Origin of the sequence: Streptomyces sp. NPDC085927, assembly GCF_044540975.1 — a bacterium.
In the GTDB taxonomy this organism is placed as follows: domain Bacteria; phylum Actinomycetota; class Actinomycetes; order Streptomycetales; family Streptomycetaceae; genus Streptomyces; species Streptomyces hirsutus.
In genome coordinates this window covers 47,457-63,955 of the sequence record NZ_JBITSN010000010.1, presented here as the reverse complement: position 1 = coordinate 63,955, position 16,499 = coordinate 47,457, and the positions used below count along the sequence as shown (strand labels likewise).

At 73.1% G+C, this 16,499-nt stretch carries 14 protein-coding genes; 9 read left to right on the top strand and 5 right to left on the bottom strand.

Translation table 11 applies throughout. The features are described from left to right. The first annotated feature begins 35 nt into the window (after window positions 1–35). The 6 genes from ACIF80_RS24710 (at window position 36) to ACIF80_RS24685 (ending at window position 6,515) form a co-directional block, all read left to right on the top strand. Window positions 36–707 (top strand): succinate dehydrogenase, encoded by a 672-nt coding sequence (locus tag ACIF80_RS24710; protein ID WP_399808396.1) that lies wholly within the window; start codon window positions 36–38, stop codon window positions 705–707. A 1-nt stretch (window position 708) separates the two neighbouring features. Beyond that, window positions 709–2,658, top strand: coding sequence for a fumarate reductase/succinate dehydrogenase flavoprotein subunit (locus tag ACIF80_RS24705; protein WP_399808393.1), 1,950 nt, complete (start codon window positions 709–711; stop codon window positions 2,656–2,658). Next, a complete protein-coding gene (locus tag ACIF80_RS24700) occupies window positions 2,655–3,404 on the top strand; it encodes a succinate dehydrogenase/fumarate reductase iron-sulfur subunit (protein ID WP_399808390.1) in 750 nt (249 codons plus the stop codon). Before ACIF80_RS24705 ends, ACIF80_RS24700 begins: the two co-directional genes overlap by 4 nt. A gap of 239 nt (window positions 3,405–3,643) precedes the next feature. Then, complete coding sequence (locus tag ACIF80_RS24695) at window positions 3,644–4,417, top strand: GNAT family N-acetyltransferase (RefSeq protein WP_399808387.1); 774 nt, start codon at window positions 3,644–3,646, stop codon at window positions 4,415–4,417. Continuing rightward, window positions 4,414–5,349, top strand: coding sequence for a lysophospholipid acyltransferase family protein (locus ACIF80_RS24690; protein ID WP_399808385.1), 936 nt, complete (start codon window positions 4,414–4,416; stop codon window positions 5,347–5,349). Before ACIF80_RS24695 ends, ACIF80_RS24690 begins: the two co-directional genes overlap by 4 nt. A gap of 86 nt (window positions 5,350–5,435) precedes the next feature. Next, complete coding sequence (locus tag ACIF80_RS24685; protein ID WP_399808382.1) at window positions 5,436–6,515, top strand: DUF2382 domain-containing protein; 1,080 nt, start codon at window positions 5,436–5,438, stop codon at window positions 6,513–6,515. A 34-nt stretch (window positions 6,516–6,549) separates the two neighbouring features. Here the strand turns inward: ACIF80_RS24685 and ACIF80_RS24680 are convergent, their stop codons facing one another. The 3 genes from ACIF80_RS24680 to ACIF80_RS24670 all read right to left on the bottom strand — a co-directional run bounded on the left by ACIF80_RS24680 (window position 6,550) and on the right by ACIF80_RS24670 (window position 10,835). After that, window positions 6,550–7,614, bottom strand: a complete 1,065-nt coding sequence (locus ACIF80_RS24680) for an LLM class flavin-dependent oxidoreductase (protein ID WP_399808379.1) — start codon at window positions 7,612–7,614, stop codon at window positions 6,550–6,552. A 7-nt stretch (window positions 7,615–7,621) separates the two neighbouring features. Continuing rightward, window positions 7,622–9,034: an FAD-binding oxidoreductase gene (locus tag ACIF80_RS24675; protein WP_399808377.1), complete on the bottom strand. Its 1,413-nt coding sequence runs from the start codon at window positions 9,032–9,034 to the stop codon at window positions 7,622–7,624. 136 nt (window positions 9,035–9,170) lie between these two features. Then, window positions 9,171–10,835 (bottom strand): LuxR C-terminal-related transcriptional regulator, encoded by a 1,665-nt coding sequence (locus tag ACIF80_RS24670; protein WP_399808916.1) that lies wholly within the window; start codon window positions 10,833–10,835, stop codon window positions 9,171–9,173. 217 nt (window positions 10,836–11,052) lie between these two features. On the opposite strand from ACIF80_RS24670, the gene ACIF80_RS24665 reads away from it, so the two are divergent. Further along, the gene (locus ACIF80_RS24665; protein WP_399808374.1) at window positions 11,053–11,544 is read left to right on the top strand and encodes a hypothetical protein; all 492 of its coding nucleotides are present in this window, start codon (window positions 11,053–11,055) and stop codon (window positions 11,542–11,544) included. Window positions 11,545–11,638: 94 nt separating this feature from the next. Here the strand turns inward: ACIF80_RS24665 and ACIF80_RS24660 are convergent, their stop codons facing one another. Together ACIF80_RS24660 and ACIF80_RS24655 are read right to left on the bottom strand one after the other, a co-directional pair. Further along, window positions 11,639–11,854, bottom strand: coding sequence for a dodecin (locus tag ACIF80_RS24660; protein WP_381370372.1), 216 nt, complete (start codon window positions 11,852–11,854; stop codon window positions 11,639–11,641). A 157-nt stretch (window positions 11,855–12,011) separates the two neighbouring features. Beyond that, entirely contained in the window at window positions 12,012–13,373 is a 1,362-nt protein-coding gene (locus ACIF80_RS24655; protein WP_399808370.1) for an MFS transporter, read from the bottom strand. Between the two features lie 130 nt (window positions 13,374–13,503). On the opposite strand from ACIF80_RS24655, the gene ACIF80_RS24650 reads away from it, so the two are divergent. Then, on the top strand, window positions 13,504–14,229 hold the full coding sequence (locus ACIF80_RS24650) for a TetR/AcrR family transcriptional regulator (RefSeq protein ID WP_399808367.1): 726 nt from the start codon (window positions 13,504–13,506) through the stop codon (window positions 14,227–14,229). 46 nt (window positions 14,230–14,275) lie between these two features. Beyond that, window positions 14,276–16,417, top strand: a complete 2,142-nt coding sequence (locus tag ACIF80_RS24645) for an SDR family NAD(P)-dependent oxidoreductase (protein WP_399808364.1) — start codon at window positions 14,276–14,278, stop codon at window positions 16,415–16,417. Window positions 16,418–16,499: the final 82 nt, after the last annotated feature.

Below are 16,499 nucleotides of genomic sequence, written 5' to 3'. Positions count from 1 at the left end.
TGGCTCTGGCAACGCGGACGGACCGACGGCCGTCCATGGCACGCAACGTGTGGGACTCGACCGTCGGCAAGAAGACAGTGATGGCCGTCAGCGGGCTGATCATGCTGCTCTACCTGGTCGCCCACATGCTCGGCAACCTGAAGATCTACTTCGGCGCGCCCGAGTTCAACGAGTACGCGCACTGGCTGCGCACCATGGGCGAGCCCCTCCTGCACTACGAGTGGGCCCTGTGGGTGGTCCGCGTCGTACTCGTCGTCGCGGTCGTCGCGCACGCCGTCTCCGCGTACCAGCTCAGCCGCCGCGACATCAAGGCGCGCCCCAGCAAGTACGTCCACAAGAAGGCGCGGGCCAGTTACGCCACGCGCACCATGCGCTGGGGCGGGATCATCCTCGCCCTGTTCATCGTCTGGCACATCCTCGACCTGACCACCGGCCACGTGCACTCCGGCGGCTTCGAGGAGGGCAAGCCCTACCAGAACGTCGTGGACACCTTCTCCACCTGGTACGGCAACGTCATCTACATCGTCGCGGTGCTCGCCGTCGGCCTGCACATCCGGCACGGCTTCTGGAGCGCCGCCCAGACCCTGGGCGTCGGCAGCCGCACCCGCGACCGCGCCCTGAAGGCCCTGGCGAACGTCCTCGCGCTGCTGCTCACGATCGGCTTCCTCGCCGTCCCCGTGGGCGTCATGACCGGAGTGGTGAGCTGATATGAGTACCTTTGCCGAGTACGCGACCGGTGAGCCGGTCGTCGACGCCAAGGCCCCGTCCGGGCCGATCGAGGAGCGCTGGGACAAGCGCCGCTTCGAGGCCAAGCTGGTCAACCCCGCCAACCGGCGCAAGCAGACCGTCATCGTCGTCGGCACCGGTCTGGCCGGCGGCTCCGCCGGTGCCACGCTCGCCGAACAGGGCTACCACGTCGTCCAGTTCTGCTACACGGACTCCCCGCGCCGGGCCCACTCGATCGCCGCCCAGGGCGGCATCAACGCGGCGAAGAACTACCGCAACGACGGCGACTCCGTACACCGCCTCTTCTACGACACCGTCAAGGGCGGCGACTTCCGCTCGCGCGAGTCCAACGTGCACCGGCTCGCGCAGATCTCCGTCGAGATCATCGACCAGTGCGTCGCCCAGGGCGTGCCGTTCGCCCGCGAGTACGGCGGACTGCTCGACACCCGCTCCTTCGGCGGCGTCCAGGTCTCCCGCACCTTCTACGCCCGCGGCCAGACGGGCCAGCAGCTCCTCCTCGGCGCCTACCAGGCGCTCTCCCGGCAGATCGCCGCCGGCAATGTCGAGATGCACCCGCGCACCGAGATGCTCGACCTGATCGTCGTCGACGGCCGGGCCCGCGGGATCGTCGCCCGGGACCTGATCACCGGGAAGATCGACACCTACTTCGCGGACGCCGTCGTCCTCGCCACCGGCGGCTACGGCAACGTCTTCTACCTGTCGACCAACGCCATGAACTCCAACGCGACCGCTGTCTGGCGGGCGCACCGGCGCGGCGCGTACTTCGCCAACCCCTGCTTCACCCAGATCCACCCCACCTGCATCCCGCGCACCGGCGACCACCAGTCCAAGCTGACGCTGATGAGCGAGTCGCTGCGCAACGACGGCCGCATCTGGGTGCCCAGGGCCAAGGGCGACGACCGCCCGCCGAACAAGATCCCCGAGGACGAGCGCGACTACTACCTGGAGCGCATCTACCCGTCCTTCGGAAACCTGGTGCCCCGCGACATCGCCTCCCGCGCCGCCAAGAACGTCTGCGACGAGGGCAGGGGCGTCGGCCCCGGCGGCCAGGGCGTCTACCTGGACTTCGCCGACGCCATCGAGCGCATGGGACGCAAGGCGGTCGAGGCCAAATACGGCAACCTCTTCGACATGTACCAGCGGATCACCGACGAGGACCCGTACCGGGTGCCGATGCGGATCTACCCCGCCGTGCACTACACGATGGGCGGCCTGTGGGTCGACTACGACCTGCAGACCACCGTCCCCGGCCTGTTCGCCATCGGTGAGGCCAACTTCTCCGACCACGGCGCCAACCGGCTCGGCGCCTCCGCGCTGATGCAGGGCCTGGCCGACGGCTACTTCGTCCTCCCGGCCACCATCAACGACTACCTGGCGCGCAACCCGCACAAGGACGAGGTGGACGCCGGCCACCCGGCGGTGCAGGAGGCCCTGGCCGAGACCGAGGACCGGCTGAACCTGCTCCTCTCCGTCGACGGCGACCGCACCCCCGACTCCTTCCACCGCGAACTCGGCGAACTCATGTGGGAGTTCTGCGGCATGGCCCGCACCGACTCGGGCTTGCGCAAGGCGCTGGAGCGCATCCCGCAGATCCGCGAGGAGTTCTGGAGGAGGATCAAGGTGCCCGGCACCGGCGAGGAGTTCAACCAGTCCCTGGAGCGGGCCAACCGCATCGTCGACTACCTCGAGCTCGCCGAGCTGATGTGCCTCGACGCCCTGCACCGCGCCGAATCCTGCGGCGGCCACTTCCGCGAGGAGTCCCAGAGCCCCGACGGCGAGGCCGCCCGCCGGGACGAGGAGTTCACCTACGCCGCCGCCTGGGAGTTCACCGGCACGGGCGACGCTCCCGTCCTGCACAAGGAAGACCTCGTCTTCGAGTACGTCCACCCCACTCAGCGGAGCTACGCATGAAGCTCACCCTGCGCGTCTGGCGGCAGAAGAACGCCGACGCCGACGGCGCCATGTCCACGTACGAAGTGGACGGCATCACACCCGACATGTCCTTCCTGGAAATGCTCGACACCCTCAACGAGGAGCTCACCCTCGAGGGCGAGGACCCGGTCGCCTTCGACCACGACTGCCGCGAGGGCATCTGCGGCGCCTGCTCGCTGGTCATCAACGGCGACGCCCACGGCCCCGAGCGCACCACCACCTGCCAGCTGCACATGCGGTCCTTCAAGGACGGCGACACCATCGACGTCGAACCGTGGCGGGCGGCGGCCTTCCCGGTGGTGAAGGACCTCGTCGTCGACCGGACGGCCTTCGACCGGATCATCCAGGCCGGCGGCTACGTCAGCGTCCCCACCGGCTCCGCGCCCGAGGCGCACGCCACGCCCGTTCCGAAGCCGGACGCGGACCTCGCCTTCGAGCACGCCGAGTGCATCGGCTGCGGCGCCTGCGTCGCGGCCTGCCCGAACGGCGCCGCGATGCTCTTCACCTCGGCGAAGATCAACCACCTCAACGTGCTGCCGCAGGGCGCCCCCGAGCGCGAGACCCGGGTGCTCGACATGGTGGCGCAGATGGACGACGAGGGCTTCGGCGGCTGCACCCTCGCCGGGGAATGCGCCACCGCCTGCCCGAAGGGCATCCCGTTGTCCTCCATCACCGGGATGAACAAGGAGTGGCTGCGCGCCACGGCCAAGGGAGCCGGCCGGTAACCGCCGGGCAGGCAACAGGGAAACGTTCGCCAGGGGGCGGACGGGCGGGACCGGGAGTGGTGCTCATCCCCGGTCCCGTCTGCTGTCCGGGCCACGCCCGCCGCCGTGCGGGCGACGCCAGGCATTCAGCATCCCCACATCCGCACTCCCGGCTCAGGTCACGCACACGCCAACCGGCATCGGCAGAAACAAGGGGAGTCCCCACCTTCCCCGCTCCGGCACGTGACCAGGAGAGAGCCATGACCGGCGTCCTGACCGCAGACCACCCCGCGAAGCCCGCGGCACCCACCCGCTACACCGTCACCCTCGCCCGCGACGAGGACGACGTGCGTGCCGCCCAACGGCTGCGGCACGACGTCTTCGCCGGCGAGATGGGTGCCCTGCTGGCCACCCCGCAGCCGGGCCTGGACATCGACCCCTTCGACGCCTACTGCGACCACCTGCTCGTGCGCGAGGAAGTGAGCGGTCAGGTCGTCGGCACCTACCGGCTGCTGCCGCCCGAGCGCGCCGCGGTCGCCGGCCGCCTGTACGCGGAGACCGAGTTCGACATCGCCGCCCTCGACCCGATCCGGCCGGGACTCGTCGAGGTCGGCCGCTCCTGCGTGCACCCCGGCCACCGCGACGGCGCGGTCATCGGCCTCATCTGGGCCGGCATCGCCCGCTACATGATCGACCGGGGCCACGAGTGGCTGGCCGGCTGCTGCTCCGTCCCGCTCGCCGACGGGGGCACGCTCGCCGCCGCCACCTGGGACCGCGTCCAGGGCAAGCACCTCGCCCCCGAGGAGTACCGCGTACGCCCCCTGCACCCGTGGCGGCCGGCGGCCGCGGCGCCCGCAGCCCGCACCGAGCTGCCCGCCCTGCTGCGCGGCTACCTCCGGCTCGGCGCCTGGGTCTGCGGCGAACCCGCGCACGACGCGGACTTCGGGGTCGCCGACCTGTACGTGCTGCTGCCGATGAGCCGGGTCAACCAGCGCTATCTGCGGCACTTCCTCTCCCTCGCACCGGCGACATGAGCGTCTGGCTGCCCGGCGCGCCCTGCACCCCGAGCGGCTGCGTGGTGCCGACGGGGGCCACGAGGGCCGTACCGGGGGCGGTGCTGCGGCTGACCGCGGTCGTCGTCCTGGTGCTCGCCGGGGTCCTGCTGCTGCCCGTCGGGCGGCGGATCCCGGCGGGTCTTGTGGGCCGGTGGTGCCGGTGGATCGTACGGGCCGCCGGGGTGCGGGTCCGGATCACCGGAGCCGCCGCGCCCACCGGCGGGCTGCTGCTCGTCGCCAACCACATCTCCTGGCTGGACATCCCGCTGCTGGGCGCGGTCCGTCCGGCCCGCATGCTGGCCAAGGCCGAGATACGGCAGTGGCCGCTGGCAGGGCCGCTGGTCGCGCGCAGCGGGGTTCTGTTCATCGACCGCGACCGGCTGCGCGCTCTTCCGGGCACGGTCGCCCGGGTCGCCGCGGCCCTCGGCGAGGGCTCGGCCGTCGCGGTCTTCCCCGAGGGCAGCACCTGGTGCGGCCGCGGACAGGGCTCCTTCCGCCGGGCGGCCTTCCAGGCGGCGATCGACGCCGGGGTCCCGGTGCAGCCGGTCCGCATCCGCTACCGCGACGCGGGCGGAGCCCCTGCCACCGCCCCGGCCTTCGTCGGGGACGACACCCTGGTCGCGTCCCTGTGGCGGGTGGTCTCGGCCCGGGGCCTGGTCGCCGAGGCCGGGATACGGGCCGCCATCCCGCCGGGCAGCCACCCGGACCGCCGCACCCTGGCCGCCGCCGCGCAACCGCACAGCGGTTCGGGGCGGGACCGGCGGGCCGGTCGGTGTGCCGATCATGGGGCAGGGCGGCAGGCCGGTCGGCAGGCAGGTCAGCGGACCGGGCGCGGGGCCGGACATCAGGCCCGTCGTCCGGTCGAGGACCTCCGCTCGCGGCCACCGGAAGTGAGCGCTGTCAAAAATTAAGCGCGCTTTGTACCTTATGTGAAGTTTTTACCGCGCTGGGGAGGACATCCGGACGGGAGTGATACCTGAAAGGAGGGTGAGGCCAGATGATCACCCGTGATGAGGTCAGGATCCTCCTGGACCACCCCGTCTATGACGGCGAGGGCAACAAGATCGGTGAGGCCAAGCACGTCTTCTTCGACGACATGAGCGGCCGCCCCGAGTGGGTGAGCGTCAAGACGGGCATGTTCGGCACCAGCGAGTCGTTCATTCCCATCCGCGACGCCGAACTGGTGGAGGACCACCTCGAAGTCCCGTACCCCAAGGAGAAGATCAAGGGGGCGCCCGACGTCGACGTCGACTCGCACGGCCACCTGTCGGAGGCGGAGGAACACCGGCTGTACGACTACTACGGCATCGACTGGGGCGGCGTGCTGCGCGACGACCCCAAGAGCTCCGGCGAGGGCCGGACCGGCAAGGGCCCCGGCATGGGCAAGGCCGGAGCGGCCGGAGCGGCCGGTGCCGCCGGCGCGGCCGGGGCGGCGGCGGGCGCGGCGGGCCGGGGCGGGACGGCAGGTGCCGCCGGTACGGCCCGCACCTCGGGCAAGGACCGGACGGCGGCCAGGACGACCACCACCGCGGGGACGGCGTCGGCGGCCGCGGCGGGAACGCCGGCGGCCTCCGACCGGACCGGCAGGACCGGCCCCACGGGCGTCACCGGGACCGCCGGCGGGACCGGCACGCGGGCAGGACAGGGCGCCGAGTCCATGACGCGCATGGAGGAGGAGATGCACGTCCGCGTCGAGCGGCGCGAGACCGGACGGGCCAAGCTTCACAAGTACGTCGTGACGGAGGACGTCGAACAGACCGTGCCCGTGCGCCATGAGGAGGTACGCCTGGTGCGTGAGCCGATCACGGAGGCCGAACGCGAGGCCGCCCTGTCCGGCGCCGAGATAGGCGAGGCCGACTACGAGATCACGCTGCACGAGGAGCGGCCCGTCGTGGAAACCAGGGCCGTCCCCGTCGAGCGGGTGCGGCTGACCATGGAGGAGCGCACCGAGAACGAGACCGTACGGGGCCGCGTCCGCAAGGAGCGCATCGAGAGCGAGGGCGTTCCGGACGCCACCATGCGGCGGGACGACACCGCCGGACGGGGCCGCGACGTTCCACGCCGGGGCCGCGCATGACCGGAGGGCACCGCGTGCGCGCCGGTGGGCCCGCTCACCGGCGCGCCGCGCCGTCGCCCTCCGTGCCCGCGGGGTCCGTGCCCGCGGGATCCGTCGGCCCGGCGAGGCCGGCCAGGGCGGCGAGCCGCCGGTAGGAGTCCAGCAGGGCCGTACGGTCGTGGGTGCTGGTGGTGACGAGGACCTCCTGGGCGTTCGTCTCCTTCAGTACCGTTTCCAGTTCGCCGGCCACCTGCTCCTCGGTGCCGGCTATGTGACCGCCGAGCCCGGACTCGTACAGGTCGCGTTCCCTGGCCGTCATGGTGGACGACTCGACGCGCTCGGCGGGCGGCAGCGGCGGGAAGGTGCCACGGGTCCGGGAATGCGCCATCGACCAGGCCTCCGGGATCAGCAGCCGGCGGGCCTCCTCCGGCGTGTCCGCCACGGCGACCGTCCCGGAGATCACCACGTACGGCTCGCTCGCCCAGGCGGACGGGCGGAAGTGCTGCCGGTAGTGGTCGATGCCGCGCCGCATCCGGTCGCGGCCGCGAAGGTCGCCGATGACCATGGGCAGGCCCGCGCGGGCGGCGATCGTCGCGCCCTCACCCATGGCCAGCACGAACGGCGGCACGGTCAGGCCCTCGGCCGGACGGGCGTGCACTCCGGTGGGGGAGGCGCCGCGGAACCAGCCGAGCAGCTCGTCGATCTGGGCGCCGAAGTCCTCGGCGTCGCCCTTGTCGCGTCCCAGCGTCTTGCGCACCCCGTCGGTGAAGCCGACGGAGCGGCCCAGGCCCATATCGACACGCCCGGGGAAAAGCGACTCCAGCACCCCGAACTGCTCGGCCACGACGAGCGGTTGATGATTGGGCAGCATGACCCCGCCGGTGCCGACGCGGATCGTCCGGGTCGCCGCGGCGACGGCGGCGGCCAGTACCGTCGGCGCGGAGCCGGCGACCCCGGGCACGCCGTGGTGCTCCGAGACCCAGAAGCGGTGGTAGCCGAGCTCCTCCAGCTCCCGCGCCAGGCGCACGGTGTCGCGCAGTGCCTCGGGACCGCTGTGCCCCTCACGGGTGCGGGAGCGGTCCAGGACGGAGAAGCGGGCCGAGGCGATGACAGAGCTCATACGAGGTTCAACGCCTGCCGGGCCCGGCGATTCCGCACGGCGCGATGTTGTGGTTGAGGCGGAACAGGTTCCCCGGGTCGTAGCGCCGCTTCACGGCGACCAGCCGGGCGTGGTTGCCCCGGTAGTTCGCCCGGACGCGGTCCTGGTCGTCACCGTCCATGAAGTTCACGTAGCCCCCGCCCATGGCATGCGGTTCGAGCGCCCGGTGGAAGGCCCGCACCCACCCCTTGTGCGTCTCGCAGTCCTCCCGGGTGGTGAGGGTCGGGCTCAGCGCGATCGCGTAGTCGGCGTCCCGGTAGGAGAACGCGGTGTCCTCGGGGGCGACCCGGTGGCAGGCACCGTCCAGCGGGAAGACGACCGTCACGCTCTGGACGGAGGGGGTCGCGGGACCGTACTCGACGAGGGCGTCGAGGGCGCCGTCCGGCAGGCCGCGGGTGAAGGAGCCCTTCCAGTAGTGGAAGAGGCCGGCCGGTACCAGCTCGTCGAACAGGGTGTTGACCAGCGGGTAGGGGATGCGCCCGAGGTGCTGCCCGATCACCGGCCCCAGGGCGGCCAGCTGGGCGCGGATGTGCTCGTCGTCCTCCTCCGGCCCGCTCCAGCAGGTGACCACACCGCACAGCGGCCGTCCGTGCCAGCGTTCGGGCAGGAACGGCACCGGTGGCCCCAGACCCACGACCAGCAGCGCGCCGAGGCGCTCGTCCGAGCCGGCCACCAGTTCCCGGTAGCGGCGCAGCACCTCGGCGTCGAGCGGATAGAACACCGGCCCGCCGAAAACGTCGGCCACCGGGTGCAGCCGGTGGACGAAGGAGGTGACCACGCCGAAGTTCCCGCCTCCCCCGCGCACCGCCCAGAACAGGTCGGCGTGCCGCTCCGGCGTACACGTCACGAAGGACCCGTCGGCCGTCACCAGGTCCGCCGAGAGGAGGTTGTCGCAGGCGAGGCCGCAGCGGCGGGCCAGATGGCCCATGCCTCCCCCCGTGGTCAGTCCGCCCACGCCCGTGGTGGAGACGATCCCGCCGGTCGTGGCCAGCCCGAAGGCATGGGTGGCGTGGTTGACGTCCGCCCAGGTGCAGCCGCCCTCGAGGTGGGCCGTCCGGGCCCGCGGGTCGACCCGGATCCCGCGCATCCGGCCGAGGTCGAGCACGACCCCGTCGTCGCAGGTGCCGTAGCCGGCGACGCTGTGCCCTCCGCCGCGCACCGCCAGCGGCAGGTGCTGCTCGCGCGCGAAGTCCACGGTCGCGATGACGTCACCCGCGTCGACGGCCCGCACCACGATCGCGGGCCGTTTGTCGTGCATGGCGTTGTAGACCTGACGCACCTCGTCGTAGTCGGGGGCACCGGGTTCGACGACGTCGCCGCGGACGGCTCCGCGCAGCCGTTCCAGCAGCCTTCCGTCCAGGACCTGTGGTGAGGTGATCATGACCGTCACCCGCTTTCCGCTTTCCGCGTCGCCGGAGACCGACACCACCGGTGTACCTTCTGCGGCTCGGCGCGCTCATCGCGGAAACCGCTCATTCCGGCGCACCGGTATGGGCGAAACGGCCCATGCGCGGGAGTCAGAGCAGGCCGTGCCGGTAGGCGTACGCGGTCGCGGCGGCCCGTGAGGACACGTCGAGCTTGGCGAAGATGTTGTTGAGGTGACGGGCGACCGTGTGCTCGCTGATCACCAGTTCTTCGGCGACGGACCGGTTGGTGGCACCCTGCGCGATCAGCAGCAGCACCTGGACCTCGCGTGCGGTGAGTCCACCCGGCCGGGGCAGCCCACTGGCGAGCAGCGCTGCCGCCCGTCGCGTGTCCGGTTCGGCTCCCAACCGGTCGAAGGATCCCAGGGCCGCCCGCAACTCCATCCGCGCCCCCTCGTCGTCGCCACAGGCGCGGTCGGCCGCGGCCAGGGTCATCCGCACCTGGGCCGCCTCGTACGGGATCCGGAGCTCCAGCCAGAGCGCCAGCGCCCGGCGCAACAGGGGCAGCGCGCGGCCGGGGGCGCCGGCTGCCAGCGCCACCGCGCCGCCCGCCGACGCGGCGGCCGCGTGCAGCAGCGTGGACTCCGAGCCGCACCGGCGCTGCCACCGTCCGGCCAGGGCGGTGAGCTCCCCGGCCGCCGTGCGTGCCTCGTCGAGCCGTCCCAGGGCGAGGGCCACCTCCACTTGGGCGCCGAGCAGCCGGCACCGCTCGAGCCCCTCGTCCTCCCGGCCGGCAAGGGCCGGCCCCAGGGAACCGGCCGCGGCCTCGGCCCTGCCCTGGGCCAGGCGCAGCAGCGCGAGACCGGGCTGCGGGTCGGCACCGAGTTCGTGCGCCCGCCGGTATCCCTCCTCGGCCGGCCCGAACTCTCCGCGCCGCCTCCGGATCTCTCCCAGGAGGTAGAACGCCCGAGCGGTCGTCCGCCGCTCGTTGGGCGGCAGTTCCTCGCAGGTGCGCAACGCTTCGGCCACCGCCCCGGGCCAGTCGCCCCGCAGGTCCAGCACCTCGACCCGGTGCACCCGGCACAGCCCGCGGAAGGTGTTCTCCGCCGGCATCAAGGCGCACCAACTCATCGCCGCCTCGGTCCACTCGGCGGCGCGTCCGACATCGGCGCAGGCCATGCACCGCTGCAGACCGAGGCAGTAGATCCAGCCGGTGAAGAACGAACTGAGCTCGCCCGCCATGACCGTGCACATCGCCTCGTCCAGGACGGCGAGCCCGTCGGTGAACCTGCCCTGCGCCATCAGTACTCCGGCCCGTGCCTGCACGCTCATGGCGAGGAGGTCGGCGCTGCCGCAGCGGCGGGCCGTCGCGCCCATGCGGTCGGCCGTCTCCATCGCCTCCTCGAAGGCACCGCGCTCCTGCGCCCGTTCCGTGTCGACCCAGGAGAGATAGCACTGTTCCACGCACTCGGGCTGGTCGCGCAGATGCCGCCGGGCCCGGCGCAGCCAGCCGGCGGCCACGGCGGAGCGTCCGGCCAGTCGGTGCTCGTAGAAGAGCATCCAGGCCATGTGTCCCGCCCGTTGCTCGGCGCCCGCCGCCGCGTACCCGGCGTGGGCCCGCGTCCGCTGCGTGATCGACTCCTCGATGCGCCCGGTCCACCACGCGGCGTCGGCGAAAGCGGCATGGTCGTCGGGGGTGAGACGGGCGGGGTCCGGGCCACGGAGGAGGAGGTACGCCTCGGCCCATGCCTCCCGGGCCACGGCGTCCCGTGCCTGCCGCAGCGTGTCGACGACCGGGCCGCGGGCCGTGTGGTCCACCGGGCGGGTGGACTCCCGCCCGGTGCCGGCGCTCCGATCGGTCACACGCGGCTCCCTCCCGCTCGTCGTCGAGCAGGACCGTCCTTCTCAGGATAGTCGGGGCAGAGTGCGCGCCGCGGGGCAGTGGAGGGGAGGGGTGTGCGGGGCCGCGGTGTCCGGCCGCGTCCCCATGAACACGGTGACCGAGGGAACCGGCCCCGGGCCTAGGCTGGGCGGCGTGACCAACCGTGACAAGCGCCCGCTCGCCGTGTTCGACCTGGACAACACCCTCGCCGACACCGCGCACCGGCAGCGGTTCCTGGAGCGCAGGCCGCGCGACTGGGACGCCTTCTTCGCCGCCGCGCCCGAGGACGCGCCCCTCGCGGAGGGCGTCGCGCTGGTGCACGAGAGCGCGCGGGAGTGCGAGATCGTCTACCTCACCGGACGCCCCGAGCGCTGCCGGCGCGACACGCTGGACTGGCTGGCCGCCCAGGGGCTGCCCGAAGGGCCGTTGCACATGAGGGGCGACGCCGACCGGCGGCCCGCCCGGTACACCAAGCTCGCGATCCTGCGCCGCCTCGCCCGCACCCGGGAGATCCGGGTGCTCGTGGACGACGACGAGCTGGTCTGCGCGGACGCCCGGCGGGCGGGATTCACCGTGGTGCACGCCCGCTGGACGGCCCCGTCGGGGGAGTTGAAGGCGGCACAGCAGCGGGAGGGGCGGACCTGACGTCCGCCCCTCCCGCTCCCCTCCGGGTGTGCACGGCCTCCGTGCCGTGAGCGCGCCCGGCTGCTCGCGGCCGCCTCCGGGACGGGCGGGTGCCTCAGGCCGGCTCGTCCAGGCGGAAGCCGACCTTCAGGCCCACCTGCCAGTGCGCGATGCGGCCCTCCTCGATCTGGCCGCGCACCTGGGTCACCTCGAACCAGTCCAGATTGCGCAGGGTCTGCGAGGCGCGCTCGACGCCGTTGCGGACGGCCTGTTCCACGCTGTCGGGTGACGTGCCGACGATCTCCGTGACCCGGTAGGTGTGGTTGGACATGCGGGTGCTCCTCTCGCCGGCGGCTCCCACCGGTCCGAGGGCCGCCTCCTGTGACGCACGTCACTCCACCGTGCCCCAGGTGGTGGCCGCGCGCGAGATGTCGGGCCCCGCGCCCGGATCCGGTGTCCGCGGCCCGCGCACCGTCCGGGTCGGCCGTTCAGGACCCGTCGGGTTCCGGGGTCCGTGCGGCCTGTGCGTCGAGGCGGTAGCGGAGCTGCACCGCGAGGGAACCCGCCATCAGGAGGGCGGGCAGGACCGTGAAGCCCAGGAGGATCGCGGTGTGCGCGCCGGTGGTCTGGGTGACCTCCTCGCCGGCCCGCGCGGCGGCGTACCCGCCGAGGGCGAGGACCGCCGAGTACAGGTAGGGACCGACCGCCGCTCCCACGGCTTCCGTCGCCGTCCACACCCCCGTGTAGGCGCCGGTCCGTTCGGTCTCGCTGCTGCCCGCCTCACGGATGGTGTCGGGAACCATCGAGAACGGGAAGAGCTGGAGGCCCGCGAAGCACACCCCGAGGACGACGGTGGCCAGCACGGGCACCGCGAGCCCCGCCGCGTCCCCCACCCCCAGACCGAGGGCGCCGGCGACGAAGACGCCCTGGGCGAGCAGCAGGCAGCGCTGCTTGCCCCAGCGCCGCGAGAAGCGGAACCACAGGGGGGTGGTGAGCAGGGCGGGTGCCACGAACGCCGCCATCAGGACGGTCGTGAAGCCGGGGCGGTGCAGTTCGTGACGCGTGTAGTACGGCAGACCGGCGAGGACGAGGTGGGTGGTGCTGGAGGTGAGGAGGTAGCCGAGGGTGAGGAGGCGGAACGGCACGTTGCGGCGCAGTACGTCCCGCACCTCCGCCAGAGTCGCCCCGGGCCCCCGCCGCCCGGCGGACGCCACGGCCCGGGTGCTCTGCGGGACCCCGGAGGGCAGGAGATCGCGCACGCCGCCCACGCCGACGATCTGGAAGACGACGGTGAACACGCCGAGGACGAGGGCCATCACCACGTAGCGGGCGACCGAGTCGCCCTCACCCGCCAGCAGGGGCGCCAGCGCCCCGCCGACCAGGATGCCGACCGTGAGAACCATCATGCGGAAGGACAGCACCCGGGTCCTGCCGTGGTAGCCGACCGTCATGTCGGTGGGCGTCGCGAGGTAGGGCACCTGGTACGAGGCGAAGAGGACGTTGGCGACGACGAACCAGCCGGCGACCCAGGCGGCCGCGGCCCAGGGCCGGTCGGCCACGGGCGCGGGCACCGCGAAGAGCGCGACGAAGGCCGGGGCGAGGGCGCAGCCCGCCGTCAGGAGCCGCAGCCTGTTCCCGCGGCGGGCCCGTTCCCGGTCGGAGAGGGAACCGACGAAGGGATGGAGGACGATGTCCACGACCTTCGGCACGAGCAGGACGAGGCCCGCCAGCCAGGGGGTCACCCCGAGGGTGTCGGTGAGGAAGTACAGGAGCAGCAGACCGGGGACGGTCACGTAGACACCCATGCCGGCCGAGCCGAGCGCGTAACGCACCAGTGCGGAGCGGGGCACGTTCCCGCCCTCCCCGCCGGCCGCCCGGCCCTGCCGGCCGGGAGGGAGGGGCCCGGGTCGAGCGGAGACGTCCATTTATCCCTCACCTGTTTGATTGCGAAGTCAGCGGATCCTAGCCAGACTGGGCCGGATGAGGAAGAGCTCGCACACACAGGGCCGGGAACCCGCCCGGCGCGGCCCGGGCAGACCCCGACGCGAGGCACGGGAGGGGCCCCCGACCCGTGAGCTGATCCTGCGGGAGGCGACGGCGCTGTTCGCGGCGCGCGGGCCGGAGGGCACCTCGCTGCGCGACATCGCGGCGCGGGTGGGCATCGACGTGTCGAGCCTGCACCACCACTTCCCCTCGAAGAACGCCCTCTACGACGCGTGCTTCGAGCGGGTGCACGAGGCGGAGCGGGCGGCGCTGGCCCCGCTGGTGGCGGAGCTCGCCCGTGCCGCGCCGCACGGCGGGGCGCCGTTCGCCGCGGCGCTGCGCGCGCTGGCCGAAGGCTTCGTGGACTTCCTGGAGGAGCATCCGCACACGACCTTCCTGTGGCTGCGCAGATGGCTCGACCCCGCTCGCGGCACGGGTCTGGACGAGGCGTACGCGCTGCCGCTGTACGGCGAGGTCGAGCGGGTGCTCCTGGAGGCGGCCCACGCGGGGACGGTGCGGGAGGCGACCCCGCATGTCACGGTGCGCAGCCTGGTGTGGGCGGCGCACGGACACGTCACGGCTCTCGCGGCCGCTTCCCCCGCCGAGCGGGAACGCGAGCGCTACGAGTTCCGCGTCTGGGTGCGCCGTTTCCTGGAGGCCCTCTACGGTTCACGGCCGGACGCCGGGGTGACCGGGGCTGGTGCCCCCGCCGGGACGGGGTAATAATCCATCGACCGTTGGATTGATTCCGGGAGAGGGCGCGGGCACGATGGACGCAGGACGAGGCACGACGGTGCCGGGGCGGGTGGCGGTCGTCGGGGGCGGGATCGCGGGCATCGCGGCGGTCAAGGCGCTTCTCGAAGCGGGCGTGGAGGTGTGCGGCATCGAGCGGGCCGGGGAACTGGGCGGGCTGTGGCGGCTCGCCGAGGACACCGCCGCGTACGAGGGGCTGCGGCTCAACACCTCCAAGCCGCGCACCGGGTTCAGCGACCACCCGATGCCGGCGCACTGGCCCGACTACCCCTCGCGCGCCCAACTCCTGTCCTACGTGCGGGGGTACGCGGAGCGCTTCGGTGTCGAACGGCACTACCGCATGAACACCGAACTCGTCGCCGCGCGGCGCACACCGGAGGGCTGGCAGCTCGAACTGGCCGGCCCGGACGGCGTGAGCGAGGAAACCGTGGCCCACCTCGTGGTCGCCAACGGGCACAACCACACACCGCGCCTGCCCGAACCGCCCTACCCCGGCCGGTTCGAGGGGACGGCCTCGCACGCGCACACCTATCGGGAACCCTCCGCGTTCGCGGGCCGCCGGGTCCTCGTCGTGGGCACCGGCAACTCCGCGATGGACATCGCCACCGAGCTGGCGGAGCACGCGAGCGAGGTACTGCTGTCCGCCCGGCGCGGTGTGTGGGTGCTGCCGAAGCGGCTGCTGGGACGGCCCACGGACCAGTGGAACGGAGCCCTCGCCGCCGTGCTCCCGTGGCGGCTGCGCCAGCAGGTCTCCCAGGCGATGCTGCGGCTGACCGGCAGGAGGAGGAACGGGGCGGCGCTGCCCGCGTCCCGCGAGGGGGTGCTGCAGGACCATCCGACACTGAGCGACACGGTCCCGGACCTGGTGGCCGCCGGGAGGATCGGTGTACGCGCGGGCGTCGAAAGCCTCGAGGGACTCCGGGTGCGCTTCACGGACGGGCGCGAGGACGAGGTGGACCACATCCTGTGGTGCACCGGATACCGTGCGACCGTCCCCTTCCTCGACCCGGCACTGGTCCCCGACCCCGCCCGGCTGCCGCTGTACCGGCACGTGTTCCCGCTCGACGAGCCCGCGCTCTCGTTCGTCGGTCTGATGCAGTCGACGGGCTCGGCGCTCCCGGTCGTGGAGGCGCAGAGCAGGCTGCTGGCCGCACACCTCTCCGGGCGCCGGCCCAGGCCGTCGCGCGACCGGATGCGCGCGGCGGTCACCGCCGAACTGGCCGCGGCCCGGGAACGGTGGGGCGAGAAGCGCCCGCACATGCGCCTCGACGTGGACCGCTACCTCCGCCAGGTGGCACGGGACCTCGCGGACCGGCGCCACGCAGCACCGCCCCTCGCGGGGCGGCGGGTGATCGTGACGGGCGCCGCAGGGACCTTCGGCCGGGCACTCGGCACCCGCTTCACCGAACTCGGCGCCCGGGTGGTCGGGTTGGACCTCGTGGCGGACGACACGGGGCGAACGCCCGTCGTGGCCTGCGACCTGACCGACCCCGAGTCCGTCACCAAGGGGGTCGAGGAGGCGGTGCGGCTGCTCGGCGGCGGGGTGGACGTCCTCGTCAACAACGCGGGCAGGGGCGGACCCGCGCCCGCGGAACTGCGGCCCGGCGGCGAGGTGCGGGCCCAGCTGCGGCTCAACCTCCTCGCCGCCTGGGACGTGACGGCCACCGCCCTGCCGTACCTCGAACAAGCCCATGGCCGCGTCGTGTTCATCGCCTCGCGCATGGCGGCACTGCCGCTGCCGCTCGCCGCCGCCTACGGGGTCTCCAAGCGGGCGCTCGCCGCGTACGCGGACACCCTGCGGCTGGAGGCCGGCTCGCACGTCGGGGTCACCACCGTCTACCCGAGCATGGTGCGCAGCCCGATCCACGACAGCACCCGTGCGGCGGGACTCTCCCTGGACGGAGTGTCCAGACCCGAGCCGATCGAAGGGGTGGTGTCCGCGGTGGTCTCCGCCGTCACGGCCCGGCGGGCGCCCCGCGACGTGGCGACGACGCGCCGCGGGCGGGTCGAAATGGCGCTCGCCCGGCACGCCCCGGCCCTCACCGACCGCATCGTACGGAGGACGGTCGCGGCCCGGCTCGCCGCAGGCGCCTTCGACAGGGCGGCGCTCGCCGAAGGGCTGCGGCGCAGGGCCGGCAGGACCGGCATCGCCGGCTGAACCGGCCGGTGCCGCCGCCCGTCGTGCGGTCCGACGCCGTTGTGGCCGCCGGCCCCCGGCTCTGCCCGTCGGACAGCGAACC